The organism is Herbiconiux sp., from assembly GCF_004297105.1.
Taxonomy (GTDB): Bacteria; Actinomycetota; Actinomycetes; order Actinomycetales; family Microbacteriaceae; genus Herbiconiux.
Window position 1 is genome coordinate 863,665 of the sequence record NZ_SCVE01000012.1, and the last position, 26,304, is coordinate 889,968.

At 68.5% G+C, this 26,304-nt stretch carries 23 protein-coding genes; 7 read left to right on the forward strand and 16 right to left on the reverse strand.

What is annotated here, in order from left to right:
- Positions 1-2: 2 nt before the first annotated feature.
- Entirely contained in the window at positions 3-929 is a 927-nt protein-coding gene (locus EPO52_RS10500) for an EamA family transporter (protein ID WP_290805762.1), read from the reverse strand.
- 150 nt (positions 930-1,079) lie between these two features.
- Positions 1,080-1,343: a hypothetical protein gene (locus EPO52_RS10505; RefSeq protein ID WP_290805765.1), complete on the reverse strand. Its 264-nt coding sequence runs from the start codon at positions 1,341-1,343 to the stop codon at positions 1,080-1,082.
- 60 nt (positions 1,344-1,403) lie between these two features.
- Here EPO52_RS10505 and EPO52_RS10510 point away from each other — a divergent pair, with 60 nt between their 5' ends.
- Positions 1,404-1,814 (forward strand): DUF3054 domain-containing protein, encoded by a 411-nt coding sequence (locus EPO52_RS10510; RefSeq protein WP_290805767.1) that lies wholly within the window; start codon positions 1,404-1,406, stop codon positions 1,812-1,814.
- A 121-nt stretch (positions 1,815-1,935) separates the two neighbouring features.
- Entirely contained in the window at positions 1,936-3,501 is a 1,566-nt protein-coding gene (locus EPO52_RS10515; RefSeq protein ID WP_290805770.1) for a molybdopterin-dependent oxidoreductase, read from the forward strand.
- A gap of 86 nt (positions 3,502-3,587) precedes the next feature.
- Here EPO52_RS10515 and EPO52_RS10520 read toward each other — a convergent pair whose 3' ends face one another.
- The 4 genes from EPO52_RS10520 to EPO52_RS10535 all read right to left on the reverse strand — a co-directional run bounded on the left by EPO52_RS10520 (position 3,588) and on the right by EPO52_RS10535 (position 8,492).
- Positions 3,588-5,651, reverse strand: coding sequence for a YhgE/Pip domain-containing protein (locus tag EPO52_RS10520; protein ID WP_290805773.1), 2,064 nt, complete (start codon positions 5,649-5,651; stop codon positions 3,588-3,590).
- Positions 5,648-6,433 (reverse strand): hypothetical protein, encoded by a 786-nt coding sequence (locus EPO52_RS10525; protein ID WP_290805775.1) that lies wholly within the window; start codon positions 6,431-6,433, stop codon positions 5,648-5,650. Before EPO52_RS10525 ends, EPO52_RS10520 begins: the two co-directional genes overlap by 4 nt.
- The gene (locus EPO52_RS10530) at positions 6,430-7,077 is read right to left on the reverse strand and encodes a TetR/AcrR family transcriptional regulator (RefSeq protein WP_290805778.1); all 648 of its coding nucleotides are present in this window, start codon (positions 7,075-7,077) and stop codon (positions 6,430-6,432) included. Before EPO52_RS10530 ends, EPO52_RS10525 begins: the two co-directional genes overlap by 4 nt.
- Positions 7,078-7,199: 122 nt before the next feature.
- On the reverse strand, positions 7,200-8,492 hold the full coding sequence (locus tag EPO52_RS10535; RefSeq protein WP_290805781.1) for an ion channel protein: 1,293 nt from the start codon (positions 8,490-8,492) through the stop codon (positions 7,200-7,202).
- A gap of 92 nt (positions 8,493-8,584) precedes the next feature.
- Between EPO52_RS10535 and EPO52_RS10540 the strand changes: the two genes are divergently transcribed.
- The gene (locus EPO52_RS10540) at positions 8,585-8,947 is read left to right on the forward strand and encodes a UBP-type zinc finger domain-containing protein (protein WP_290805782.1); all 363 of its coding nucleotides are present in this window, start codon (positions 8,585-8,587) and stop codon (positions 8,945-8,947) included.
- Between the two features lie 157 nt (positions 8,948-9,104).
- Complete coding sequence (locus EPO52_RS10545; protein ID WP_290805785.1) at positions 9,105-11,639, forward strand: LuxR family transcriptional regulator; 2,535 nt, start codon at positions 9,105-9,107, stop codon at positions 11,637-11,639.
- A 40-nt stretch (positions 11,640-11,679) separates the two neighbouring features.
- On the opposite strand, the gene EPO52_RS10550 is transcribed toward EPO52_RS10545, so the two are convergent.
- Positions 11,680-12,672 (reverse strand): WYL domain-containing protein, encoded by a 993-nt coding sequence (locus EPO52_RS10550; protein WP_290805788.1) that lies wholly within the window; start codon positions 12,670-12,672, stop codon positions 11,680-11,682.
- Positions 12,673-12,773: 101 nt separating this feature from the next.
- Between EPO52_RS10550 and EPO52_RS10555 the strand changes: the two genes are divergently transcribed.
- Entirely contained in the window at positions 12,774-13,241 is a 468-nt protein-coding gene (locus EPO52_RS10555) for a VOC family protein (protein ID WP_290805790.1), read from the forward strand.
- A gap of 89 nt (positions 13,242-13,330) precedes the next feature.
- Here EPO52_RS10555 and EPO52_RS10560 read toward each other — a convergent pair whose 3' ends face one another.
- The 3 genes from EPO52_RS10560 to EPO52_RS10570 form a co-directional block, all read right to left on the reverse strand.
- Positions 13,331-13,657 (reverse strand): hypothetical protein, encoded by a 327-nt coding sequence (locus EPO52_RS10560; RefSeq protein ID WP_290805792.1) that lies wholly within the window; start codon positions 13,655-13,657, stop codon positions 13,331-13,333.
- 149 nt (positions 13,658-13,806) lie between these two features.
- A complete protein-coding gene (locus tag EPO52_RS10565; protein WP_290805794.1) occupies positions 13,807-14,733 on the reverse strand; it encodes a carotenoid biosynthesis protein in 927 nt (308 codons plus the stop codon).
- On the reverse strand, positions 14,730-15,362 hold the full coding sequence (locus EPO52_RS10570) for a TetR/AcrR family transcriptional regulator (protein ID WP_290805796.1): 633 nt from the start codon (positions 15,360-15,362) through the stop codon (positions 14,730-14,732). Before EPO52_RS10570 ends, EPO52_RS10565 begins: the two co-directional genes overlap by 4 nt.
- Before the next feature lie 647 nt (positions 15,363-16,009).
- On the opposite strand from EPO52_RS10570, the gene EPO52_RS10575 reads away from it, so the two are divergent.
- Positions 16,010-16,354, forward strand: coding sequence for a hypothetical protein (locus EPO52_RS10575; protein ID WP_290805798.1), 345 nt, complete (start codon positions 16,010-16,012; stop codon positions 16,352-16,354).
- Positions 16,355-17,809: 1,455 nt separating this feature from the next.
- Here the strand turns inward: EPO52_RS10575 and mnhG are convergent.
- Genes mnhG through EPO52_RS10605 form a run of 6 tightly spaced genes read right to left on the reverse strand, consistent with a single transcriptional unit; the run spans position 17,810 to position 24,350 of the window.
- Positions 17,810-18,187 carry a monovalent cation/H(+) antiporter subunit G gene (gene mnhG, locus EPO52_RS10580; protein ID WP_290805801.1) on the reverse strand — a complete coding sequence of 126 codons (378 nt, stop codon included), beginning with the start codon at positions 18,185-18,187 and terminating at the stop codon, positions 17,810-17,812.
- A complete protein-coding gene (locus EPO52_RS10585; RefSeq protein ID WP_290805804.1) occupies positions 18,187-18,450 on the reverse strand; it encodes a monovalent cation/H+ antiporter complex subunit F in 264 nt (87 codons plus the stop codon). Before EPO52_RS10585 ends, mnhG begins: the two co-directional genes overlap by 1 nt.
- Positions 18,447-19,058: a Na+/H+ antiporter subunit E gene (locus tag EPO52_RS10590; protein WP_290805806.1), complete on the reverse strand. Its 612-nt coding sequence runs from the start codon at positions 19,056-19,058 to the stop codon at positions 18,447-18,449. The genes EPO52_RS10585 and EPO52_RS10590 overlap by 4 nt, the downstream gene beginning before the upstream one ends.
- Complete coding sequence (locus tag EPO52_RS10595; RefSeq protein WP_290805809.1) at positions 19,055-20,680, reverse strand: Na+/H+ antiporter subunit D; 1,626 nt, start codon at positions 20,678-20,680, stop codon at positions 19,055-19,057. The genes EPO52_RS10590 and EPO52_RS10595 overlap by 4 nt, the downstream gene beginning before the upstream one ends.
- A complete protein-coding gene (locus EPO52_RS10600; protein WP_290805811.1) occupies positions 20,677-21,189 on the reverse strand; it encodes an NADH-quinone oxidoreductase subunit K in 513 nt (170 codons plus the stop codon). Before EPO52_RS10600 ends, EPO52_RS10595 begins: the two co-directional genes overlap by 4 nt.
- Positions 21,186-24,350 carry a Na+/H+ antiporter subunit A gene (locus tag EPO52_RS10605; protein WP_290805815.1) on the reverse strand — a complete coding sequence of 1,055 codons (3,165 nt, stop codon included), beginning with the start codon at positions 24,348-24,350 and terminating at the stop codon, positions 21,186-21,188. The genes EPO52_RS10600 and EPO52_RS10605 overlap by 4 nt, the downstream gene beginning before the upstream one ends.
- Before the next feature lie 148 nt (positions 24,351-24,498).
- On the opposite strand from EPO52_RS10605, the gene EPO52_RS10610 reads away from it, so the two are divergent.
- On the forward strand, positions 24,499-26,268 hold the full coding sequence (locus EPO52_RS10610; protein ID WP_290805818.1) for a substrate-binding domain-containing protein: 1,770 nt from the start codon (positions 24,499-24,501) through the stop codon (positions 26,266-26,268).
- Positions 26,269-26,304: the final 36 nt, after the last annotated feature.

Below are 26,304 nucleotides of genomic sequence, written 5' to 3' on the forward strand. Positions count from 1 at the left end.
GCTCAGCCGGCGTTCCTCGCCGCCGCCACGATCTCCGGCTGTCCAGGCCGACGACCGTGGCCGGGGCGCCAGGTCGTCGTGGCGATGAAGACGCCCGCGATCACCACCCCGCCGCCCACCAGGTCGGCGGGGTTCGGCACCTCACCGAGGATGAGCCACGCGCTCGTGAAGCCCGCCACCGGCACGAGCATCGAGAACGGCGCGACGCGGCTCGAGGGGTTGCGCTTCATGAGGGTGACCCAGATGCCCGACCCCACGACCGTGCCGAGCAGCACCGTGTAGGCCAGGCCGAGCACCGCGGGGATCGCCTCGACCGTGAACGTCGTCACCACCGAGTGCCAGATGCGGTCGGGGCCCTCGATGATCAGCGAGAGCGCGATCAGCGGGATGGGCGGCACGACCGACATCCAGAGCGTGAGACCGAGCGGGCTCACCGGCTTCGCCTGGCGGCTGCAGATGTTGCCGAACGCCCAGCCGAGAGCGCCGCAGAGCGTGAGGATGACGGGCAGCAGCGCCGAGGTGCCCGCGCGCTCCGCCGCGATGATGCCGAGACCCGCCACGGCGATCAGGACACCGACGCCCTGCACCACCGTGATCCGCTCGCGCAGCCAGAGCGCGGCGAGCACCACGGTGAACGGAGCGGATGCCTGCAGCACGAGTGAGGCGAGCCCCGGCGGCATCCCGGCCTCCATCCCCGCGTAGAGGAACGCGAACTGCAGGATGCCGAAGCCCAGCCCGTAGCCGAGCAGCCAGCGCACCTTCACGCCCGGCCACTTCACGAAGAGCACGGTGGGGATCGCGAGCACGAGAAACCGCAGCCCCACCAGGAAGAACGGCGGGTAGTGCTCGAGCGAGAAGTGGATCGCGACGAAGTTCACGCCCCAGAGAACCGCCACGAGGGCGGCGAGGAGTCGGTCGCGAGAGGTCACACTCTCAGGCTGGGGGCTCGGTAGCCGGGCCACAAGCGAGCATTGCTACATCCTGGATGTGGCAGAACTCAGGTATGAGGAGACCGTGCGAGCGCAGGCCGCACGGCACCGGCGGCGCGGTGATGATCCGCCGGGTCGTCGCTCAGAGCTTCAGCGCGCGTGCTTCGCCATGATCGTGTCGAGGTCGATGCGCTTCAGCAGCGCCGCCCAGTCGAACGCACGGGCGGCGTGGATGGCGTCGTCTTCGGCGAAGACCTTGCCGTTGCGCTCCACGGTGACGCCCGCCGGCGCCTCGGCGTTCACGATGCGGAGGATCTCGTCGTTCACCGCCTCGGCGTCGAAATCGGCGCCGTAGCGTGCGTACACGTCGGCGTTCACGGTGTAGTTCAGAACGGTGATTTCGGTGTGGGTCACGGTTCCATCCTGCTCCTCGGGCGGGCGCCGAGGGAAGGCTTCGCGATCTAGACTCGTGCGGTGACATCCGTGACCCGAACCGAACCGCGTGTCGTGCGGCCCCGCGCCGTCGTGCTCGCCACCGTGATCGACGCGGCGCTCATCGTTCTGTTCGTGGCCATCGGCCGGCGCAGCCACGACGAGGACAGCGCGCTCGTGGGCTTCCTCACCACCGCGTGGCCCTTCCTCGCCGGTGCGGCGATCGGATGGCTCGCCGCGCGGGCCTGGCGTCGGCCCCTCGCGGTGTGGCCGACGGGAGTGGTGGTGTGGGCCGTATCCGTCGTGCTCGGGATGCTGCTGCGTGCGGTGAGCGGTCAGGGCGTGCAGCCGAGCTTCGTGATCGTGACGGCACTGGTGCTCGCCGCCTTCCTCGTGGGCTGGCGCGCGCTCTCGCTGCTCGTGGCCCGCACCCGCTCCCGCCGCCACCCGTAACCCCTCCTCGCGAGTCGCCAAAATCCGGTCTTCCCGACGCGCTTTGGGCCAGATTTTGGCGAGTCGCGATGAGGGTGGCGGCGCAAGGCTGGCACACAGCCGTGTGTTCCTAGGATGAGGCATGCGCAACCGGGCCTGGACGGCACTCGCGGCACTCGTCGGCGTGATCTCCGCCGTCGTGGTGCTCGCCACCGCCGAGGTGATCGCCGTGGTCGCGGGTGCGGCCACCAGCCCGCTCTTCGCGGTGGGATCCCTCGTGATCGACCTCGCGCCGCCGGGGGTGAAGTCGCTCGTCATCCAGCTGTTCGGCACGGGTGACAAGGTGGCGCTGCTCGTCATCCTGGGCATACTCGTTCTCGCGCTCGCGGTGCTCGCGGGCATCCTCGAGTTCCGCCGGCCGCCTTTCGGCATCGTCGTGCTCGTCGTCGTCTCCGGCATCGCCGTGGTCGCGGTCACGACGCGGGCCGGCTCGGGTGGGTTCTCCGGCATCCCCACCGTGATCGGCATGATCGTGGGCGTGCTGGTGCTCCGGATGCTCGCCCAGCGCTTGCGGGCGTGGCGCGAAACCGCCGTCGCGACAGCCTCGAACCCGGTGCCGATGGCCAGCCAGAGCGCGCTCGATCGGCGCCGCTTCCTCACCGCGGCGGGCATCGCGGGAGTCGTCGCGGTCTTCGCCGGAGGAGTCGCCCGCTCGATGAATGCGGTGGCCGGAGCGGTGAGCGCGGCGCGCGACGCCATCCTGCTCCCGGCCGCCGCCACCCCTGCTCCTGCCGTGCCGGCGGCTGCCGATCTCGGCCTCGACGGCCTCACCCCCTTCATCTCGCCGAACGACGCCTTCTACCGCATCGACACCGCGCTGCAGGTGCCGCAGCTCGATCAGGCGAAGTGGTCGCTGAAGATCACCGGCATGGTCGAGCAGGAGATCGAGATCGGTTGGGACGAACTCCTCGCGCTCCCGCTCGAAGAGCACCTGGTGACGCTCGCCTGTGTGTCGAACGAGGTCGGTGGCGACCTGATCGGCAACGCGCTGTGGCTCGGCTACCCGATCCGTGAACTGCTCGCGCGGGCGAAACCCCAGGCCGGTGCCGACATGGTGCTCGGTGTGTCGAGCGACGGGTTCACGGCGGGCACACCGCTCGAGGCGATGCAGGATCCCGATCGCGTCGCGATGCTCGCTGTCGGCATGAACGGCGAGCCGCTCCCCGTCGAGCACGGCTTCCCCGTGCGCGTGGTGGTGGCGGGGTTGTACGGCTACGTCTCGGCCACGAAGTGGGTCGTCGAGCTCCGCGTCACGCGCTTCGCCGACGAGGAAGGCTACTGGACGCCGCGCGGCTGGTCGGCACTCGGCCCCATCAAGACCGAGTCGCGCATCGACGTGCCGCGCGCCAGTGCATCCGTCTCCGCAGGAACCGTGGCGATCGCGGGTGTGGCCTGGGCGCAGCACACCGGCATCGAGAAGGTCGAGGTGCGCGTCGACGACGGCGACTGGATGACCGCCACCCTCGCCGAGGCGCCGGGCATCGACACCTGGGTGCAGTGGGTCGCCGAGTGGCAGGCGCAGCCGGGTCAGCACTCCATCGCGGTGCGCGCCACCGACCGTTCGGGCTACACGCAGACCGCCGACAAGGCCATGCCGGCCCCCGACGGGGCCACCGGCTGGCACACGATCACCGTCTCGGTCGCCTGACCCCCTCCTCCTCGCGACTCGCCAAAATCCGGTCCAAATGGCGCCGAATGGGCTGGATTTTGGCGAGTCGCGAGGAGGGCAGGGGGTCAGCCGATGAGGGAGGGGCGGAGGTCGCGCAGGGTGCGGTGGCGGGTGAGGCGGCGCGCGCCCAGGTAGGAGACGAGCAGCGCGCCGATGAGCCAGAAGGCCAGGGCACCCGCATCCGCCCCCGCCAGCGCGAGGTTGCCGCCGTACATCAGCTGCCGGATGCCGTCGACCGCGTGACTCATCGGCAGGATGGTGTGCAGCACCTGCAGTGGCACCGGCAACGTCTGCCACGGGAAGGTTCCTCCCGCGGTCACGAGTTGCAGCACCATCAGCACGAGCCCCAGGAACTGCCCCACGCTGCCCAGCAGGATGTTGAGCGCCAGGATGATCGTGGCGAACGTGGCAGACGTGAGGATCATGAACCCGAGCATCCCCCAGCCGTGCTCCACCTGATAGCCGAGCGCCAGCGTGATGATGCCGAACACGGTCACCATCTGCAGCGCCCCCAGGATGGCCGGCGTGGCCCAGCCCGCGGTAGTGGCGGTGAACGGCTTCTTGAACGCGGTGATCGCGCGGCGCGACAGCGGCTTCACGATGAGGAAGAGCGCGTAGATGCCGATCCAGGCCGCGAGGCTGATGAAGAACGGGGCCATGCCGGCACCGTAGTTGCTGGCCTTCGTGACCGCGCTCGTGTCGAGCGCCACCGGATCGGAGATGGTCTGGGCGGCCGCTTCGCGCTGCGCCGCGGTCTGGTTCGGCACGTCGTCGAGCCCGGATGAGAGCCCGTCACGCAAGGTGCCCGCCCCCGTCTCGAGGGTGCCGAGCCCGGTGCTCAGCTGATCGGCGCCCGACTGCAGCTGCTGGGTGCCGGCGGCGAGCTGCGACGATCCGGATGCGGCGCTCGCGATCCCGTTCGTCAGCGTGGGCGCTGAGTCCGCGAGCTGCTGCGTGCCCGTTGCCAGCTGGGAGCCCCCGGATGCCGCGCTCGCGATCCCGGTGCTGAGCGTCGGAGCGCTGTTCGCCAGTTTCTGCGTGCCCGCGGCGAGTTCGGCGCTGCCGGTGGCGAGCGCGCCGATCTTCTGGTTCGTGCTCTGCACGAGGGCGTTGCCGTCGTCGATCGCAGTGCCGACCTGGTCGACCTGGGCGAGGATGGCCGCCTTCTGCTCGTCGGTGAGAGACGTCTGGTTCAGCAGGTCGACGATGTCGGCGCGCGCGGCCGGAACCTGGTCGGCGGCATCCTGAACCTGCGCGGCGAGCTGGGTCGACGCATCGGAGAGCTGCGCGTTGCCGGCGGCCACCTGCTGGGCGCCGTCGTTGAGCTGGTTGGCCTGCGTGGGCAGGTCTGCAGAGCCCGACTGCAGCTGCTGCAGCCCCGAGTTCAGCTGCTGGGCGCCGTCGTTGAGGGCGGATGCCTGCGACGGGAGGTCGGCCGAGCCGGCCGCGAGCTGCTGGAGTCCCGCGTCGAGCTGGGTGGCTCCCGCGTTCGCGGAGGCGGTGCCCTGGGCGAGCGTCGCCGCGCCATCCGCCGCGCTGGTGGCGCCGTCGGTGAGCTGGGTGGCGCCGTCGACGGCATCGGTGAGATTGGAGCGCACGGTGGCGAAGCCGTCGAGCAGGGTGAGCGCCGCCTGCTTGCCCACCTTCTCGGTGATGCTCGCACGCACCTTCTCGGCCACCTGGCCGGCGATCGTGGTGGCGAGGAAGCTGTTGGTGTCGTTGGTGGTGAGCGTCACCACGGCCTGCGTGGGAGCGTTGCCGCTCGCCGAGGTGAGGGCGCGGGAGAAGTCGGGCCCGAGGCTCAGGATGAAGTCGAAGCGTCCGTCGCGAACGCCGGCCTCCGCATCCTCGGCGCTCGTGACCTGCCAGCCGACCGAGGCGTCGTCGAGCAGCTGGTCGCGCACCTGGTCGCCGTAGTTGACGGGCTGGCCGTCGAGCGTCGACCCGGTGTCCTCCACCACGAGCGCCACCGGCACGTCTTTGAGGTTGCCGTAGGGATCGTTGTTGGCCCAGAGGTAGAGACCCGCATAGAGGATGGGCACGAGCATGAGCGCCACGAGGGCGAGCCGGGCCATGCTCGACGCGGTGAGGCGTTTCAGCTCGGAGGAGACGAGGGTGAGGATCTTCATTTTCCGGCTTCTTCGGGTTTTTGGGCTTGGGGTTCTTCGGGGGTGGGCTGGGGCGGATCGGTTGGATGCCTCCGCCCATAGACGCCCGCCACACCTGAGGCATCCAACCGATCCGCCCCAGCCGGGCCTTGGGGAGTGCTCGCCGGCTGCTTCGGGAGGGGGGTGGGGGTGTTGGCTGGCTCCGGTTGGGGGAGGAGGGGGAGGGTGATTTCGGCGCTCGGGGCGCCGCAGACGACGAGCACGGCGAAGTCTCGGGCGGCGAGGTCGGAGGCGACGGCGAGCCAGTCGCGCGGGTCGCCGCCGTGGCGGTCGGGGGCGGTGATGACGAGGCCCTCCACGCCGCGACGGAAGGCGGCGAGCTCGGCCAGGATGCGCACGCGGATCGCGGCGGGCACGTCGGCGATGCGCACGGCCGCGTAGTCGGAGCCGCCCGCATCCGCGATGGTGGCGGCCACGGTGGCACGGCTCGTCGAGCGGCCGGCGAACATGAGTTCCTCGCGCACCACGGTGCGCAGCGGCAGATCGGCGGCGGGCTCGCTCACCTCGGGGGCATCGACGAGGGCGACGCGCTCCTGGATGAGGGCCGCGTCGTCGACGCCGTCGAGAGTCACCACGCCGCTGTCGCTGCGCATCCGACCGCTCAGGATGAGGGACAGCACGGTGGGCTGGTCGCCCACCTCGGCCTCGGCGATGGTGACCCGCCCGGTCTCGAAGACGACGGTGCGCTCGGGCAGCGGGATGCCCGCGTGGCCCTTGCTGATGCGGTCGGCGACGATCTTCATGCGTGAGGTCCTTCGGTGACGGTGGAGCTCTCGATGCCGTCGACGACGTGCGCGGCATCCTGCCAGGACAGGCCGGCGACCGAGAGGCCCACCGACATCACGAGACGCCGCGCCTCGGCCTCGGTGAGGTCGGCGCGCACGGCCTCGTCGAGCACCGCGATCGCGGCGTCCTCCACGAGTCGCGCCACGCTCTCCGCGGCGATGTCGGACCGGAACCAGCCGCCCGCCACGCCCCCGCGCACCGCCTGGCGAACGGAGGAGCGCACGGGCACGAGCGCCTCGGCGATGGTCTTCTCGAGCGGGCCGTGCACCGCGAGCTGGGCGAGCACGCGCACCTGCTGCACCTCGCCCCACATCGCGGCGCCCACAAGTGCGAGGTGGACGCGCGGATCGGGGTCGTGCACGTCGGCCAGCGCCGCCGAGATGCGTGCCCCGCCGCGCACGAGAAGCTCGGCGAGCAGCTCGTCGCGGGAGGCGAAGTGACCGTAGATGGCGCGGCGCGAGAGCCCGGCCTCGGTGGCAACGGCGTCGAGCGACGACTCGGGATCGCGGCGGAACACGAGGGCGGCCGCGGCGAGGATGGCCTCGCGGTTCTCGAGGGCGTCTTTCCGCAGAGCGCGCGGGTGATTCAGAGTGTCAGGCACCCCCCGATCGTACTAACTTGCACACACCTGTGCAAGTTAGTGCATCGAATCCTCAGCGAGTTGCCACAAGTTGTGGCAACTCGCCCCGCCAGCCCACAACTTCGGTCAACTCGGGGAGGGGGTCAAGGGTTCGCGGGCACGGGTTGGGGTGCATCCTTGGAGACGATCATCTCGGGCGCCTTCGTAACGATCAGCCAGGCCGGAAGGATGGCGATGCACAGCAGCGGGATCACGATCACGTTGCCGCTCACGAGCGCCGCGATGAAGAGCGCGATCCAGCCGTCGCGACTGATGGCGAGCACGACACCGAGCACTCCGCACGCAACCGCGAGAGTGAGGGGCACGCCGGGAACGAGGACGTTCACGAGGATGCCCACCGCAACCCCGATGAACACCGCGGGGAAGATGTGTCCGCCTCGGAACCCCGCCGCGGCCGCTACCGCGAGGGCGGCGAACTTCACGAGGATCACGATCACGAGCTGCCCGATGCCGTACTGATCGCGGTCGGCGAGCAGCTCGGCCATCTGCGAGAGCCCCTTGAACAGCGTCACCTCCCCGCCGATCGCGCCCAGGATGCCGAGCACCATGCCGCCGAGGGTGATGTAGAGGATGGGGTTCTTGAGGCCGTGGAAGAGGGGGTGCAGCATCCGGAACAGCACGACGCAGACGACCCCGGCCGCTGCGGCGACGGCGGCCACGATCGCGCCGCTCAGGAGATCGATCGGCGCGATGCTGGTGTACGCAGGCAGGGACACCGCGAACGACGGCCGGGCGAGCAGGGTCATGGTGATCGACCCGGCGCCCGCGGAGACGAGGGGCAGGAAGAGGCGATCCCACAGTGCCCCGCCGGTGGGTCGGGCGGCCACGATGCCGGTGAGGATGAGAGCCGCCGCGATCGGGCTGCCGAACAGCGCTCCGACGGTGCCCGCGGCAGCCATGACCATGGCGAGCTCGCCCGGGATGCGCGGGAAGAACCGGGCGCCCACCGCGACGAGCAGCCCCGAGTTGATGGCGATGATCGGGCTCTCCGGGCCGAGGCTGACGCCGCCGGCGAGGCCGAGCACCGCCACGAGTGCGAGCGAGGGCAGGGTGGCGACGCGCTGTGGCGGGCCGATCAGGTCGGTCGCCGCGGAGTCCTGGCCGCCGTGGCCCGGCACGAATTTCACCACGAGTCCGACGGCGAGGCCGGTGAGGGTCAGCACGCCGAAGATCCACCAGCCGTTCGAGGGGTCGATACCGGCCGCGTGAGGGAGGGCGTCCCAGAGGCCGTGCTCGAGCAGGCTCGCCAGCTCTTCGAGGGCGTAGAGCACGAGTGCCGACACGATGCCCACCACGAGGGCCGGCAGAGCCATCACGACGAGGGTGCGCACCGCGGGGCCCGAGGCGGGCGGGGAAGAGACGACGGGGGTCTTCACGGGGGCCAGCATAGTGGCCGGGTCGCCCGCGACGAGCGGGTGTCCCCGCGGAGACCCTGGTCGTGCGACGTGCGGCGGCCTACGATCCTGCTATGACGAGCGACGGCGTGACGAATGACGGCATCGACGTGAACGCGGTTCCGAGCGGCCCCGGATGCGCCGACTGCGATCCGCAGACCGGCTGGTGGTTGCACCTCCGCCGATGCGCCGAGTGCGGCCACATCGGATGCTGTGACAGCTCGCCCTCGCAGCACGCCACCGCGCATTACGCGCGCACGGGGCATCCGGTGATCCAGAGCTACGAGCCGGGCGAGGACTGGATGTGGGACTTCGCCACCGCCGACTACGTCGAGGGGCCGCCGCTCGCCGCGCCGCGCCACCATCCGCTCGATCAGCCGGTTCCGGGGCCCACGGGCCATGTGCCGCAGAATTGGCAGTCGCTGCTGCACGAGTAGACGACGGCGGGTCGGCGGAGGCCGGTGCCGACCCTCGGTACGCATGTGTTCGAGCTTCCTTTCGACCACGGGGGTCGAATGCCGGCCGGGGCGTCTAGAGTTCACCGAAGACGTCTGCGTCCGGGGGGAGCGCCAGGCGGGCACTGGAGGTGGTCTCGTGGGCGACGGCGGAATTCTGCGGCGAACCGAGGTCGAGGTCGCGGTGGCTGCTCTCCTGGGCGGCACGGGGGTGTTCGTGCTCGGTGAGCGCGGCAGCGGGCGCTCCCACTTCATCCGGGCGGTCGTGGCGCGTCTCGATGAGGCCTCCCGCCGTCGGCTCCTGCGAGCAGACGGTCTGCAGCAGCTGGATGAGGGCCGCGCGGCGCAGTTCGCCCAGGCCGTCGTGCAGGGCGGCCGGGTTCCGCTCGTGGCGGCCCTCGCCCGGGAGCCGCTGCCGAGGCCGCTTGCTCGACTGATCGACGAACGGTCCGCCATCACGGTGCATCTCGGCCCGGTGGCGGCCGGCGAACTGCTCGGGTGGACGGAGGAGTTGATCGGCGGCCCGCTCGATCCCGAGTCCGTCGCGGGCGTGGTGCCGTGGCGTGGTGGAGCCGACCTCGCACTGTTCCACGAGTCGGTCGCCACGGCACGGCGCACTGGCGCGCTCGCGATGGCCGGCGGCGTCTGGCGACTGAGCGACGGCCATCGGGCGGCGCCGCAGCTGCGCGACCTCGCCCTGTCGCGATTCCATGCGGTGCAGCCGCTCAGCGCCGCCCGCGAGGAGCTGCTCGAACTGGTCGCGCTCGCCCCGGAGCTCGCCGTGCGCTCGCTGGAGGAGGCGTCGGCGCGACTCGGCATCCGAACCGACGTCCTGGCCGAGTTCGAGCGACTCGAGCAGACCGGCATGATCGAGGTGCTCGGCAGCGCCGGAGACCTGCGGATCCGCATCCGCGACGGCGTGGTGGAGCTGGTGCTGGCCCGGTCGATGAGTGCGCTGCGCCGACAGCGGCTCAGCGGTATGGCCGTCGACGTGCTGGAGACGATCCCGCAGAGTCTCCTCACCCCGCGGGAGACGATCATTCTGGCCCGCTACTCGCTGATGCTCGGGCGCACACCGGATGCGGTGCTCGTGGCGCGTGCGGCCGTGGCGTCGTTCCGCGAGCCCGATTCCGGGCTCACTCGGCAGCTCGCCGAAGCCGCGGTCGCTCTTGCCGGAGGGTTCGACGCGGAGGTGGTGCTGGCCGCGGCGGAGTCGCAGCTCGGCCACTCCGATCTGGCGTTGGCCCGGCTCGAGCAGCTGGTGACCGAAGCCGAGGGCGACGTGCAGCGCAGCCAATCGGTGGCGACGCTCATCGCGCTCGTCCAGGAGCGGGTCGCCTCGCCCGCGTGGGCGCTCGACGATTCGCGGTCCGCCGCAGCGGCGGGGCTCGTCGATCCGTCGGCGTTCGCTCATGTCAACGCGACGAGGGGACTCATCCTTCAGGCCCTCGGGGACACCGCGGGGGCGGCGCAGCTGCTCGAACCCGCGATCGGGGGCCTCGAGGGCGCGGCTCTCCTGCAGGCCCACCTGGCCGTCAGCCACGTCGCCATGCTGAGCGGCCGGTTCGCGCGTGCCCACGAGGCGCTGGATGCCGGCAGGGCCATCCTCGAGCAGTCGGGCCAGGACGCCTCGGGCGTCGAACTCAGTCGCGCCGTGGTGCTGAGCTACGAGGGCCGCATCCCGGAGTCACTCGCTCTCGCGGAGGCATTCCGGGCGTCGGCGACCACCTTCGGCCAGTGGATCCCGCAGGCGCTCTGCACCTGGGGCATCGGAGGCCTCCTGCTCTCGATGGGCTGCGCGGAGGAGGCGGCGGTGGAACTGCGCGCCGCCATCGCCCTCATGGAGAAGGTCGGAACCGACCGCACCGCTCGGCTCGTGCGCACCGACCTCGCCCGCGCCCTGGCCATGGGCGGCGACGCGGAGGCCGCCCGGGCCGCCCTCGACCCGGCTGTGGCCCCGTCGTCGCTCGACTTCCTCGACGCACGGCGGCGTCAGGCCCTGGCCTGGATCGCCGCGGCGGAGAACCGCACTGCGGATGCCGCGGCCGACTTCATTCGCGCGGCCGACACCTACCGCGCGAACGGCCATGAGCTGCCGGAGCTGACCTGTCTCTCTGAAGCGGCGCGGGTCGGCTCTGCGCGGAGGGTCGTCGACCGCGTGGAGACCATCTCGCGCATCGCTGAGGGCGATTTCGTGGCGATGACCGTGCGGCACGTTCGTGCGCTCGCCGCCTGGGAGGCGACGAGCGGTGACGAGGAGCTGGCGCAGGAGTTCCTGGCCGTCGGCTCAGAAGCGGCCCGCCTTGTGGTGCACATCGAGGCGGCGGAGGCCTACGCGACGGCCTCGAGCATCCTGTCGGCCGTCGGCGACGCCCGCGAGATGGCCGCGGCCGACCGCTTGGCCGCCGAGCAACTCGCGCTCTGCGGTCTCGAGCGCTCACCTCTTCGGGGTGCGCACGTGTCTGCCGCCAGCCGGCTCTCCGTCCGGGAGTCGGAGATCGCGGCGCTCGCCGCGGCCGGCCACGCCAACCGCGAGATCGCGGCCGAGCTCGTGCTGTCGATCCGCACGGTCGAGACCCACCTCCTCCGCGTCTACAAGAAGCTGGGCATCCGTGGCCGCTCGGAACTGGCGACAGCTCTCGAGCATCCGGTCGTCGACCGTGCGCCCCGCTGAGGCGCCGCCAGCGCCCTGCAGGAGTCGAGCTCGACGATCTCTAGTGCCGCCGAGTGGCGGTTGACGAGTTGCGTGCCGCGAGCTGTGCGAAGGCGTCTCTGAGTTGGGGTGGGTCGAGGACCTCGATCTCGGTGTCGAAGCGGTTCAGGGTTGCGGCGAGGTCGATCCAGGACCAGGCACCGAGTTCGAGACTGCAGCGGTCGGGGCCGAGTTCTTCGACGACTCCGTCGCCCGCGAACGGGAGCACATCGCCGGCGGGCCGGGCGAGGATGACCTTTCCGGTGCAGGGCCACCTGTCGATGCGATCGGAGCCCTTGAAGCGGGCCGAGACGTACTCGGCGGCGTCGCCGCCCGGGACGTGCCGGGGAGCGAAGCGACGCCGTGTTGGGGGGTGGGGGGTCATGCGGTCGACGCGGAAGATGCGCCAGTCGCTGTGATCGAGGTCCCACGCCAGCAGATACCAACGACCGTGCGACGCCACGAGGTGGTGCGGCTCCACTCGTCGCGGGGGTCGGGAATCGGCGGCGGCGGCCGCTCGGCTGCCGGCGTAGTCGAAGCGCAGCACCTCGTGTGCGCGCGCTGCGGCCGACGTGGCGATGAGGACGTCGGGCGACGCCGTGCCGGCCGGCGCATCTCCTGGCCGGCGAGCGATGGTGGTGAACTCCAGGCCGTTGAGCCGGTGGCGGAGCCGTGGCGGCATGACCTGCCGAACCGTGGTCAGGGCTCGCATGGCGGCCTCCGCGATGCCGACGCCGGTGAGGGTCGCGGCTTGCAGGGCGATCGCGAGGGCGACGACCTGGTCGTCGTCGAAGAGGAGGGGCGGGAGCTCGCTTCCGGCGTCGAGCCGGTATCCGCCATCCGGCCCCATCGTGGCCTGGATGGTGTAACCGAGCTCGCGGAGGCGGTCGATATCGCGGCGCACCGTGCGCGGGCTGATCTCGAGCCGATCGGCCAGAAGGGAGCCCGGCCAGTCGCGGCGCGACTGGAGCAGCGACAGCAAGCTGAGCAGGCGCGAGGTGGTCGTGGCTGTCATACCCCAATCATAATTTCGGTCTAGGACAGAAGCTGACCTATACGGGTGGAAGGGTGAGTGGTGTCGGGAAGAACCCGGCCACGTTCTCACTAGGAGCAGACATGAGCCTCACGACCACCACCCACCTCAACTTCCGCGGCGACGCCCGGGCGGCGCTGGAGTTCTACCAGACCGTGTTCGGCGGTCAGGTCACCGTGGCCACCTACGGCGACTTCGGCATGCCCCAAGACGTGCCGGGTGCCGACCGTGTGGTGTTCGGCCAGGTCGTGAGCTCCGAAGGTTTTCGCGTGCTGGCCTACGACATCCCGGGCCAGCTGGGCGGATCGCCCGACAACGCCGGCTCGACTCGTCGCGAGAACGGTGTCACGATCACCGACCAGCCGTTCTTCGTCTCGGTCGAGGGAGGGAGCCTCGAGGAGGTGCAGCGGTACTGGGATGCGCTCTCGACGGGCGCCTCGATCGTCGAACCGCTCGCCGCGTCGGCATGGAGTGCCGGGTTCGGCATGCTCACCGACCGCTTCGGTGTGACCTGGATCCTCGGTGTGGCCGCCGAGAACCCGGCTCAGTAGCGCTCGGTACCGTCTACCGCTCTCCGATCGCCCGGGGGTTGGCTCACGAGTGGGCGGAGACCAGGCCGTGAATCACGATCGGCGACGGGTCAGCCGGCATGGCGACGGTGGTGCTTCACGGCCCGCGCGCTCAGGGGTTCGAGTTCGTTCCGGATCTCGAATCCGTGACCGAGCTCACGCTGAAGGGCTTCGACGAACTGGCTACCGTGACGCCAGTAGGTGAGCTCATTCTGTACCGAGTCCCATCCGGTGAAACGGTGATGGGCGAGCCAGATGCCGTGCCAGCGGAGGAATCCGAGCATGAGCCGGTCGGTGGAGATCACCTCGGAGGGGTCGAGCTGGGATCCGTACTCCCAGAGCGGCCATCCCCCGAACAGGGCGGGACGCACGGTGATGACCCGGACCAGTCCCTCCACCGCCGGGCCGCCAGAGAATTTGCGCTCGAGCGTCATACCTAAGAGACGCCGCAAAGCGGAAATCATGACGCGGCTCTGCGAACCTGATGTCGCGGTAGGGAACGTCGGACTGCGTCGTGCCCCACCGCGACATCCGCTGTCGGAATCCCTCAGGAGACGGGATCGGCTGTCGTGAACTGCGCGACCTTCACCAACCCGAGAGCCGCGACGATGACGAGAGTGAAGATGTTGATCGTCATCAGTGTCTCGTTCAACGCTGCGACGCTCCACGTCTGACCTGCCTGGTCGGTCACGAGGCTGTCGGGAATGACGATGAAGTTGGAGATCGAGGCGAGGCCGAGCGATCCGTAGATCAGCACGGGCTGCACGAAGTGGCTGCGAGGGGTGGCGACACCCGAGACGGGCACGGGGCCTGTGCGGCGCAGAATCAGGGCCATGATCTGGAAGAAGACGTAGGTCACGAACCACCAGCCGAGGTAGTTGGTGAACGGCACGCCGAAGAACCCTCCGCCGTCTTCCCACACCCAGGTGTGGCTCACCGTCGACGCACTCGAGTCACTTCCGACATCGAACATCGTCATGATCGCACCCGCGAGGAGCGGCAGGGCGACCAGGTTGATCCGGCCCGCGCGAGAGCCCGATCCGAGGGTCTCGTCGGCCCGTTCGAGGAGCGCCGACGCGGCGATCCAGGCGATGTAGCCCAGCCCGAAGTAGATCAGGCCGATGGTGAAGGGCACTTCGAAGAGTTTGAGCGAACCGGTGTAGTGGTAGTGGCCGAAGGGGAAGCCCGTGGCGATGCTCAGGTTCTCGAAGATGTTGCTCACGACGAATGTGATCACCAAGAACGCCAGCAGGCGCTGCCATCCGTAGCGACGGATGCCGTGGATGATCGCGAACGGGAAGGTCAGAAGGAGCGCATAGACATATGGCGCTTCGCGAGTGACCAGCGGGAGCACGATCGCTGCGGCGATCGCCAAACCGGTGAGGACCCATAAGAGGCCGTTCACGCCGTTGCGTTTTCGCCCTCCGGGCGATGCATCCGAGGTGGGGGTGAGTGGGGCGCTGGTTGTGCTCATGATTTCTCCTCGGTGATTGTGGGTGCAGGGTCGGCAGCGACCAGGAGGGCCGGGGCCAACACGGCGTCGACCAGCTCTTCGAGTTCGGTGGCATCCATGGGGGGCTCGAGGAGCAGTGCGCGGCTCACGATGAGGCCTCCGGGGATGCGGCTCAGGTCGGGCGGAGCGGGGTCGGCGCGGAGTTCGCCACGGCCGACGGCGCGACGGATGATGTGCGTCCAGCCCTCATGGCTCACCCGCTGAAGGTGGCTGCGAATGTCGACGATGGGCGCGTTGTCCGGATCGGCGGACATGAGCAGCCCGCTGAGGATGCGGGTGCGTTGGGGTGTGAGCGACTGCGAGATCGACGTGACCCACCCGATGAGGTCTGCTCTGAGGCTGCCCTGGTCGGATACGGTTCCGGGCAGTCCCTCCATCTCGCGAGCCACCGCGGCCTGAACGAGCTCAGTCTTGTTGGCGAAACGCCGATAGACCGCCGGAGTGGTCGATCCGGCGCGGCGAGCGACCTCGGCGATACTCAAGCCCTGGAAGCCGACCTCGGAGAGCGCATCGATGGTGCTCGTCAGAATCGCATCGTCGATCTCGGGGTTCAACGGGCGTCCGGCGTCGCGGCTGAGAGTCGTGTTCATGGAAATTACGATATTGCACCGTAACGTAATCGTCAAGCGTGGCTACCCGCGAAGCAGAGATCATGGTCGAGGCAGTCTCCCTCGGTTGAGATTGCCTCAGGGGCCACTGGTGGAGCTCCCCGAGGACTGACATTCCAGTCGTACTATCTGAGAGCCATGGGTACCGGGGATGTGGTCGCACCTGCACTTCGCACAGACCGAATCGCCGAAGACCTCCGGCGCCTGGGGGCCTCGGCAGAGGTATCGATTGGCAGGTAGGCCTGGCGCAGCCCGACATCGACCGCAGCGCGGAAGTTGACAGACCAGTCCGTCGACCACATTCTCTCTGGGCACAGCGGCCAGCTATCGAAAATTGCGTTCTACGGGCCGAGAAACACTCCAACCTTGGACGTAATCATCGCCGTGATGGTGACTGGAACACTTAGTAATCCAGATGTGCCGCCCGCTATTCAGAGCAACGGCCGGATTAAGTACCAGGCGCGGTGGTCGCTTAGAAATCCCGATGTTCCTGGAAGTGACGTCTACACCTTTAACTACTACGTGATCGTTGATGAGACGGTGTCCTCGCTAGGACCAGTCGTATATACAGCGTACTCCGACGATTTCAGTGCAGACGTCGCGTGGAACAATGAAGGACCAGACATAGATTGGGGCTCACGGTGAATGTGGGAGAGGGGAACGCGCTGTTCCTCAGGGTGCTGGATTATGTGAAGTCGTATCCGGGCACCGTGAGTGTAGACGCGGGCTCTCGAAGGATTACTTTCGAAAACACCGAGACTTCTTCAATCGGTGACTTCTATCTACCTGAAACCAGGTGGAACAAGTACGTCGCTGCCCTGGGAGCCGAGGCCTCGGGTAACGAAGAACAGTGGTTGCTCACGTGCATCACAGACAACATGCAGGAGGCGATAGCGGGGGCCCGGCGGCATGCAATCATGACTCTGTCAGACGACGAACGCCCACGGTTTGTGTTCGAGAGATGGCTTGAGTGAGCTCTCAACAATCAGCGCTCTCAGAAGATTACGGGAGGCAAGAATTGGACACCAGGCGCAGGCGGCCGTCTCGACGACTTCAAACTCTCGAGCGACTCTCTTCCGGTTGGGATGGTGTTGGGGGCGCTGCCCGACGGTCTCAGGTTCTCCTCCGAGGAAGGGCGCGCCCTTGCGTTCATCCCTGGAGCGCGTCCAGCAAATTAGACAATCGACACGTCCGAACGTCTTGATTCCGGTTGAAGTCATTGAGATCGACGTGCGGACCACAGAGGCACACATAACGTTGTACCCGGGCAAGATCCGAGGCGATGACATTCGTCGGTTGAGAGGCCCAGATCTAAACAAGGCAGTCCTCAAGCTCCGCCATATGCTTGAGCGCGCCCAAGTGGGCGAATGAGCCGTCAGCAGGGCCCTTGTCGTGATGCCGATCGCTGATCGGCTCCAGTGTGCTTCAGAGGCAGTAGTCATAGTGGGCTGGTCCTCGCTCGCAGGGGGTGGATAAGTGGACGGACGGAAATGGCGGTGGCCGGTCCGCATTGCCATCGTCGGAATTGGAGCTGGCTTTGTCGTTCAAATCGTGCGGCTCGGTCTCTTGTCCTCGAACCAGACCACGCTCAGTAACATCACGTACCTGGGGATCAGCTTCATCCTCGCGTCCGCTCTCGTCTTGTACTTCGTGTTTGCTCGTCGGAGAACGAGGAGGTTTCGGCAGGTGCTCGACGAGCTTGTCCTGCCGGATGACTACGAAGTGATTGTGCCGGCGTGGATCCGAGCGCCATCCTGGCCGCAATGGCATAGCCGGGTCGAGCTACCAAGGGCCGTCGACCAGATGGTGGTACTCGTGGCCAGCCCGAGTTCGCTGAAAGTATTTGACTCGACAAACGCCGAGCATTCATTCGATTGGGGCGACGTTGTGGCGATTGACATCGAGTCAGTCCCTCGGCCCAGGGTGACCGCTATCCCTCTGGAGACACTCGTCATCGAGTTCAGATCGTGGAGCCCGGCGATCACATTCGTGCCGACATGCCGAAGGGGCAATGGCCTCGGTCCTTTGAGAGGTGAGCCGCTACGGGAGACTGTGAGAAAGCTGCGCGACGCACAAGCCACAACGGCACGGTGAGCGCTTCGATGTCGGGTTCGTCGCATTCCTGTCAAGGGCGTCTCGCATCCATCGGTAGGAGCTCAGCGGTCAGTCCTGTTCGGAGGTTGGACAAGGGAGCGAGCGGTGCAACGCAATAGTCGGGTCGTTTTGATCATTGTGGCCTCGACGCTCTCTCCTGGCTTTCGAGACTTTCGATTCGCCTCGCCCAATCCGATCTCGGCGGAGGTGATTCAGGTGGAGGTGTCGACCCAAGATGGCTCCAGAGAGTGCGTTGGTTGCGGGGTGAGAGCCTGGAGGCGGCGATCCATCAGCTGAACGGCCTGTTCGGACGCCGTGCGCCCGAATAGGAGCAGCTACCGCGACGGAGTCTCGGGTGATCGAGAGGCGAATTCGTCGGTGAGGAGGATGCTGCGATCGAAGTGGTCGGTGCGATAGGCGGCGCGGCCCACGAGGTGCGCCGACGCCGGCGCGGTGAGGCTCTGGAAGAACACGATGGCCAGAGCGAGCGTGATGGTGCCGAGCGAGAGGTTCGTCACCGCGACATCCGCCACGATCGCGATCAGACCGAGGATCTGCGGCTTCGTGGCCGCGTGCAGTCGCGAGAGCACATCGGGGAAACGCAGCAGGCCCACCCCGGCGGCGAAGCACATGAGTGCCGCGACCAGCACGAGCACCGCGGTGACCACGTCACGCGCGTCGAAGCCGTCGGGGCCGAATCCGAGATCGAGCATCAGGTGTCGTCCCTCGACGAGATGAAGCGCGCCACGCTCACCGAGCCCACGATGCCGAAGAGCGCGAGGCCGAGCATCACCGGCAGGTTGTCGGTGTGCCGGTTGACAGCCATCTCGGCGCCGATCGCGATGATCGCGGTGGCGACCAGCACATCCGAGGCGATGATGCGGTCGAGGGCGGATGGGCCCCGGATGATGCGCACGATCGCACCGACGGCCCCTCCGGCCATCAGCAGCCCCGCAATCGCGATGACGATGATCATGAAGCGCTCCCTTCGCCACCGGCGGGTGCGGCGGAAGCCGCGGACGCGGACGACGAGCCCGACGTCCCGCCATCCGACTCTGCGTCACGCAGCCGCTGAAGGTCGTCGAGCGACCCCGCAGCCAGGATGAGGCGCCGTTCCGTCGCGAGAACCTCGCGTCGCAGCCCGGGCAGGTCGTCGAGCGACAACACATTGAACGCGTGCAGGTACAGGATGCCCTCCTCCCGGTCGAGGTCGAGCACGATCGAGCCGGGCACCAGCGACACGGCCTCGGCGGTGAAGGTCATCACGAGATCCGACCGGGTGCGCAACGTCACCGCGAAGATCGCGTTGGTGAGCGGATGCCGCCGCGGCCCGATCGCCACCCACGCGATCTGCAGCGACGCCACCACGATGTCCCACACCAGCCGCACCAGGAAGAGCAGTGCGCGCCACGGATTCAGCCGCCCGCTCAGGCGCACCGCGGGCAGGTAGAACACGGCCGACACGAGAAGCGCCAGCACCATCCCGATGATCAGGTTGATCAGGCTGAACTCGCCCCAGAGCAGCATCCAGAGCAGCACGAGCCCGAGGAAGGGCACGAGCCCGCTCGCGATCCGGGCCCTCATGGCGTGCCTCCCGAGTCCGTCGAGCCGGCATCGCCCGAGCCCGGCTCCCCGGTGCCGTTCGGGAACACCGACTCCACGTACGAATCCGGCGTCGCCACATTGCCCGCCGCGCGGTCGGCCAGCGCGAACAGCGGTCCCGCGAACACCGTGAGGCACACGGTGAGCGCCACGAGGCCCGTGGTCGCGCCCACCATGAGAACGGATGTGCGGTTCGCGGTGGCGACGCCCGTCGCGGTGCCGTTCACCGCATCCGGGCTCTCCTGCAGCGACTCGATCATGGGTGACTCATAGCCCTCGACGTCTTTCTTCGGCCGCCAGAACGCCATGTTCCACACCCGCATGAGCGCGTACAGCGTGAGCAGCGAGGTGACCGCACCCGCGCCGATCAGCACGTAGACGAGCGGCGAGGGCGAGGCCGCACCCGCCTCGAACAGCCCGACCTTGCCGAGGAAGCCCGAGAACGGCGGGATTCCACCGAGATTCAGCGCGCCGATGAAGAACAGCACGGCCACATACGGAGCCTTCTTGAGCAGCCCGCCGAGCTTCGTGATCGAGGTCGATCCGCCCGTGCGCTCGATCAGCCCCACCACCAGGAACAGCGCGGTCTGCACCGTGATGTGGTGAACGATGTAGTAGATCGTGGCGCCGGTGGCGAGCTCGGTGCCGATGGCCACGCCGAAGATCATGTAGCCGATGTGGCTCACCAGCGTGAACGACAGCAACCGCTTCACATCCGCCTGCGCGAGCGCACCGAGGATGCCGATCAGCATCGTCAACCCGCCCACGATCAGCAACGGCACTGTCAAGGGCACGTCGAAGAACAGCAGCTTGTCGGTGCGGATGATCGCGTACACACCCACCTTCGTGAGCAACCCCGCGAACACCGCCGTCACCGGCGCGGGCGCCGTTGGATACGAATCCGGCAACCAGAACGACAGCGGGAACACGGCCGCCTTCACGGCGAACCCGATCAGGAGCGCCGCGCACAGGATCATCTGCACCTCGAGCGGCAGGGCCCGGATGCGCTCCGACAGCAGCGCCATCGTCACCGTTCCCGTGGCGCCGTAGATGAGGGCGATCGCGCCGATGAAGAGCAGCGACGACACGAGGCTCACCACCACGTAGGTGGTGCCGGCCCGGATGCGCGACCCTGTTCCCCCGAGGGTGAGCAGCACGTAGCTGGCCGCCAACAGCATCTCGAACCCGACGTACATGTTGAACAGGTCGCCCGCGATGAACGCGTCGAACAGCCCGGCCGCGAGGATCAGATAGGTCGGATGGAAGATCGACACCGGGGTGTCGCGGTCGCGGTCGGCGATGCCCTGGCCCACCGCGAAGATGAGCACGCCGAGCAGCATCAGCGACGAGACCAGCACCATGATGGCCGACAGCCGGTCGACCACGAGAACGATGCCGAACGGCGGCTCCCACCCGCCGACCTTCACCACGATCGGGTTGCCGGTGGAGTCGACCACGGCGAGCAGCGCACCGGCCGCCGCGGTGACGGCGGTGAGCGCGGTGACGCTGATCACGATCTGCACCCGGGGGTAGCGGCCGAGGATCAGCGTGATCGCCGCTCCCACGAGCGGGATGATCACGAGCAGGGGTACGAGGGCGTTCATCGCATCACATCCCTCTCCTGCTCGCTGGGTTCTCTCGTGTGCGGCACTCCGTCGTCGTCATCCGCGTCGCCGCCCTCTTCGAGCACCGTGCGCACCGCTTCGTCGTCGTCTTCGAGCGAGGTGTGGAAGATCTCCGCCTGGTCGGCCTCCCTCGCCTCCTCGTCGTCTTCGTCGGCGATGACGTCGTCGCCCTCGTCGCCGAGGTTCGACAACCACCAGGAGCGATAGATGAGAGCCAGGATGAACGCGGTGATACCGAAGTTGATCACGATCGCGGTGAGCATGAGCACCTGCGGAACGGGGTCGACGATGTCGGCGCCGGTGACGCCGTCGTCGATGATCGGCGAGGTTCCGGAACGGCCCGACATGATGAAGATGAGCAGGTTCGTGGCATTGCCGACCAGCAGGAAGCCGATCAGGATGCGGGTGAGGCTCTTCTCGAGCATCACGTACACGCCCGTGCCGTACATCACGGCCATCAGCACCACGAGGGTGAGGGATGCGCTCACGCGTCACCTCCCGGGGTGCTCGATGCGGGTCCGGATGCGGCGCCGCCCGCGTTGCGGCTGATCGCGCCGCTCGTCTCTCGGCTGGCGACCCGCCCACGGGTCTCGGCCTCGTCGGCGGTGACCGAGTGGTCGTCGGGGGCCGCATCCACGTCGTCCTCCGCCTGCTGGCGGTCGACCTCGCCGCCGAGCGCACGGAGGATGTCGAGCACCACACCGATCACCACGAGATAGACACCGATGTCGAAGATGGTGGACGTGCCGAAGGAGACGTAGCCGAGCACCGGCAGTTCGGTGGAGAAGTAGGCCGAGGTGAGAACATCCGCACCCAGGAAGAGAGAGCCGACGGCGGTGCCGGTGGCCAGCAGCATCCCGGCCCCGAGCAGCACGCCCGGGCCGATGGGGATGGTCTCGCCGAGTTCGTAGCGGCCGCCGGCGAGGTAGCGCGCGATCAGCGCGAGCCCGGCCACGAGACCGGCCGCGAAGCCACCGCCGGGCGCGTTGTGACCGGCGAAGAGCAGGAAGATCGACACCACGATCGCGGGGTGGAAGATGAGGCGCACGAGCACCTCGAGGATGATCGAGCGGTTCTCGGGCGAGAGCGTCTTGCCGCCGAGCAGCCAGGAGTGCTGACGGTCGTCGCCCTCGCCGCCGTCGTCGACCGAGTTGCTGGTGTGGGGGTCGTCGACGAGCTGCACACGCTCCCGGCCCTGGCGGCGCCCGCGCGACTCGCGGAGGCGAGGGATGGTGAAGTTGCGGCCCGTGACGAAGATGAGGCTCGCCACGCCCGTGGCGACGACGATGAGAACCGAGAGTTCGTTCATGGTGTCCCAGGCGCGGATGTCGACGAGCATCACGTTCACCACGTTCAGCCCGTGACCCTCCTCCACCGCGAGGCGGGCGAGTTCTTCGCTCATGGTTCCCGCCTGGCGCGCGCCCAGGGCGATGAAACCGACGAGACCCATGGTGACGCCGACGAGCGTACCGATGATGATGCGGCGGCCTCGGCGCACGGGCCGGTTGTGCTGTGCGATCTTCTGCGGCAGGCGGCGCAGCACCAGCACGAAGACCACGATGGTGACGGTCTCGACCAGGGCCTGGGTGAGGGCGAGGTCGGGGGCGCCGTGGAAGGCGAAGAGCACGACCATGCCGAAACCGGTGGCGCCCACGAGCAGCACGGCGGCGAGGCGGTGCGTGGCCCGCGCGGCCATGACGGCGGCCACCGCCATCGCGGCGGCCACGAAGACCTGCGCGGGGAAGTCCCAGAGCACGAACTCCGTGGGCCAGGTGCGGTTGAGGGCGGTCGTGCCGCCGAGGGTGAGCACGAACACCAGGAGGATCGTGCCGAGGTACTGCGGCAGGCCGCCCTTCTGGGCGAAGAGCGTCACCTTCGCGGCGGCGAGGTCGACGGCGCGCACGATCGACCAGTAGCTGCGGGCGGCGTCGACGACGTGCGGCACCCTCTTCTGCAGGCGGGCGAAGGGCTTGCGGATGGCGAACAGGGCGAGACCCAGGGCGATCACGACGGCCGAGATGCCGAGAGCGGGCTCGAGACCGTGCCAGAGGGCGAGGTGGTAGGTGCCGTGGCCCTCGTCGCCGGCGACGTAGGCGAAGTCGTGGGGGAAGGTGTCGGCGTAGGTCTCGAGGGCGGGGCTGATGATGCCCGCTGCTAGTCCGAGGGTGATTGTGGCGATCGTGAGGATGAGGGGGGAGATCAGGATGAGGTTGTCTGGTTTGTGGCCGTGGGGCTCCGGCTGATGGTGTTGGGACCTCTGCCCATGGACGCCCGCCACACCGGAGGCCCCAACACCATCAGCCGGAGCCGGGTTCGTGGCCGGGATCTTCTTCGTGGCGAAAGCACCCCAGAAGAATCTCGCGCTGTACGCGACCGTGAGGATCGAGCCGACGGCTACGCCGATCAGCGCGACCCAACCCCAGGGTTCTCCTTCTTGGCCGGCGTCCAGGAAGGCCGTCAAGACGGCTTCCTTTGCGACGAAGCCCAAGAGGGGTGGGATGCCGGCCATGGAGGCCACGGCGATGAAGGCGACCGTCGCCAGGAGGGGGCGGCGGCGGCCCAGGCCTGTGATCTCGCGGAGGTCGCGGGTGCCCTCGTCGTGGTCGATGATGCCGACCACGAGGAAGAGGGTTGCCTTGAAGAGGGCGTGGCCCAGGAGGAGCGCGGCTCCCGCCAGGGCGGCGTCACGGGTGCCGAAGCCGACCACGACGGTGAGGAAGCCGAGCTGGCTGACGGTTCCGTAGGCGAGCAGCAGCTTCAGATCGTTCTGGCGCAGGGAGCGCCAGGCGCCGAGCAGCATGGTCCAGACGCCGATCGTCACGAGCACCGGGGTCCAGCCGGGGGTGTCGGCGAAACCGGGGGCCAGGCGAGCGATGAGGTAGATGCCCGCCTTCACCATGGCCGCCGCGTGCAGGTAGGCGCTCACCGGCGTGGGCGCGGCCATCGCCGCGGGCAGCCAGAAGTGGAACGGCACGAGGGCCGACTTCGACAGGGCGCCGACCAGGATGAGCATGATCGCGGTGGTGACGAGACCGGAACCCGGGGGCGGATCGGAGACGAGCTGCGCGATCGAGGTGGTGCCCGCATCCGTGGTCAGCAGAACGATGCCGACCAGCATCGCGAGCCCGCCGAAGGTGGTGACGAGCAGCGCCTGGAGGGCGGCGCCTCGGCTCTCCTTGCGGTCGGTGTAGTGGCCGATGAGGAGGTAGGAGAGAACGCTCGTGATCTCCCAGAACATGAACATGATGTAGATGTCGTCGGCGGTGACGAGGCCGTACATCGTGCCGGCGAAGGCGAGCAGGAGCGCGGCGAAACGGCCGAGCTGCGGCTCGCGGTCGGAGAAGTAGCGTGCGCAGTAGACCAGCACGAGGGCACCGACGCCGGTGACCACGAGCGCGAGCAGCCACGAGAGGGTGTCGAGTCGGAACGACAGTGCGATGCCGAGCTGGGGGATCCACGGCACCACGTCGGTGAGCTCGCCCGGCCCGCCCTCAGAGGTGCCGAGAACCGCACCGGTCTGCGTGAGAGTCAGCACGAACACGGCCGCCGGAAGGGCCGCCACCAGGTAGAAGACCCGGGTGCCGAGAGCCCTGGTGAGCAGCGGAGTGAGCGCTGAAAGTCCCGCGAACAGCAGCAGGACCAGGATCACGCGGACTCCTCATGTCGGGGAGAGGGCAGGTATCCCAGTCTACCGTGCCCTCTGAGCGCCACGGCCCGGCCACCTCTCCAGCCGGCCGGCAGCGCCACGTTCCCTCACTGTTCACCGTGGAGTCGCGTGCCACCCCTATCGTCCTGCCATGGAGAATCGACGGCGCCGTCCCGTGCGCGCGGCGCTGGCGCTGGCATGTGCGCTCGTGGCGGGTGCGGCGCTGCTCGTGCCCCCTGTGGCGCCATCCGCCTCGGCTGCCACGACCGTGCCGATCACTGGTCTGGGATCGACCTGGATGCAGAATGCCGTCGATTTCTGGCGCCGCGATCTCGTCGACTCCACCGGCCAAGTCGTGAACTACGCCGGTATCGGAGCATCCGGTGGCCGTGCCGGCTTCGGGAAGGGTCAGAGTGACTTCGCTCTGACCGAGCTGCCCTACGCGGCGCCCGGATCCGTACAGGACTCGTCAGGACGACCCTTCACCTACGTGCCCGCCGTAGCCGGCGGCACTGTGCTCGCCTACAACCTGCGCGATGCGGCACACTCCCGCATCGTCGGCCTGAGGCTGTCGGAGGCGACGGTGGCGGGCATCTTCACGGGCTCCATCCGCGCCTGGAACGATCCTGCGATCGCGGCCGAGAACCCGGATGTCGCGCTACCGGCCACGCCCGTGGTGCCCGTCGTGCGCCGTGACGTCAGCGGATCGTCGTACGCGTTCGCGAGCTGGCTCGCGGCCCGCCAGCCCGCCGCTTGGGCGCGACTGTGTGCAGCGGCCGACTGCAGTGATCGTGCGCTCTTCCCTGTGCTTCCACACATGCAGGCGCAGTACGGCTCCCTGGGGGTCGCCGGCTACGTGGCCCAGGGGTACGGCGAAGGCAGCATCACCTACGTCGAGAACTCCTTCGCGATCGGCAATGAACTGTCCACGGCCAAGCTGCTCAACATGGCCGGCTACTACACGGCAGCGACACCCGAGGCGGTCGGGATCGCGCTGTCGGCGGCCCGGATCGATCAGGATCCCGCTTCCCCCACCTATCGCGCCGTCCGCTATGAGGGTGTGTGGGACTCGAGGGATCCCCGCGCCTACCCGCTGTCGTCGGTCGGACTCATGGTGGTGCCGACGTCCGTCGACGCGGGGTTCACGACCGAACGAGGCGCCGCGCTCGCCGCTTTCGGCAGCTACGCCCTGTGTCAAGGCCAGGCCAGAGCGCCCCAGCTCGGCTACGCCCCACTGCCGGTCGACCTCGTCACCAGCGGCCTGTCGCAACTCGGGCGCGTGCCCGGCGGCAGCCCCGTCGGGATCGACGACTGCCGGAATCCGGCTTTCACGGCCGGCGACACCGCGACGGACTCCCTCTTGACCCGCACCGCACCGATGCCGTCGGAGAGCGATCGGGTCTCCGCCGGAATCTGCGAGCCCGGGGTCGCCGACAGCCCGGATTCGTCGGTGACGACGCTCTGCGCCGCCACGATCGTGGCTCCGGAGACGCCCCTCAGCCTTGAGCTGCCCGTGGGTGCGGCCGCCGCGTTCGCATCTCCGACGCTGGTCGACGGGCAATCGCTGACGATCGGCACACTGCCGGAGATCACGGTGAGAGATGGCCGGGTCTCCGCGGAGCCTGGCTGGGATCTGGTCGCCACGATTGCCGACTTCGAGAACGCCGATCGATCGGCGACCATCCCGAGCCTCTACGCGGGTCTGCAACCGGCCGTCGTCGGTGCGCTGCACGAGGGAATCTCTGCCGGGCCCGGGGAGAGTGCGGGAGGTGCCGTGTATCCGACCCTGTTCGGGATGGCCGAGGCGGGATCCGGCGCAGGGGACACCGTGCTGGGTGGCATGGTGAGTCTGTTGGCGCCACGCGGCCGACCGGCGGGCACGTACACGTCGACGATGACACTCACGCTCATCTCGCGCTGAGGTGGAGCGCGCGGACGAGAAGCGCGTCGCGTGAAT

Coding starts and splice junctions, on each gene's coding strand:
- EPO52_RS10520 (WP_290805773.1), bottom strand. CDS start 5,651: ATGAAGATCCTCACCCTCGTCTCCTCCGAGCTGAAACGCCTCACCGCG.
- EPO52_RS10570 (WP_290805796.1), bottom strand. CDS start 15,362: ATGAACACGACTCTCAGCCGCGACGCCGGACGCCCGTTGAACCCCGAG.
- EPO52_RS10525 (WP_290805775.1), bottom strand. CDS start 6,433: ATGAAGATCGTCGCCGACCGCATCAGCAAGGGCCACGCGGGCATCCCG.
- EPO52_RS10585 (WP_290805804.1), bottom strand. CDS start 18,450: ATGATCATCGTCATCGCGATTGCGGGGCTGCTGATGGCCGGAGGGGCC.
- EPO52_RS10590 (WP_290805806.1), bottom strand. CDS start 19,058: ATGAGGGCCCGGATCGCGAGCGGGCTCGTGCCCTTCCTCGGGCTCGTG.
- EPO52_RS10565 (WP_290805794.1), bottom strand. CDS start 14,733: ATGAGCACAACCAGCGCCCCACTCACCCCCACCTCGGATGCATCGCCC.
- EPO52_RS10550 (WP_290805788.1), bottom strand. CDS start 12,672: ATGACAGCCACGACCACCTCGCGCCTGCTCAGCTTGCTGTCGCTGCTC.
- mnhG (WP_290805801.1), bottom strand. CDS start 18,187: ATGCTCGATCTCGGATTCGGCCCCGACGGCTTCGACGCGCGTGACGTG.
- EPO52_RS10555 (WP_290805790.1), top strand. CDS start 12,774: ATGAGCCTCACGACCACCACCCACCTCAACTTCCGCGGCGACGCCCGG.
- EPO52_RS10540 (WP_290805782.1), top strand. CDS start 8,585: ATGACGAGCGACGGCGTGACGAATGACGGCATCGACGTGAACGCGGTT.
- EPO52_RS10515 (WP_290805770.1), top strand. CDS start 1,936: ATGCGCAACCGGGCCTGGACGGCACTCGCGGCACTCGTCGGCGTGATC.
- EPO52_RS10595 (WP_290805809.1), bottom strand. CDS start 20,680: ATGAACGCCCTCGTACCCCTGCTCGTGATCATCCCGCTCGTGGGAGCG.
- EPO52_RS10610 (WP_290805818.1), top strand. CDS start 24,499: ATGGAGAATCGACGGCGCCGTCCCGTGCGCGCGGCGCTGGCGCTGGCA.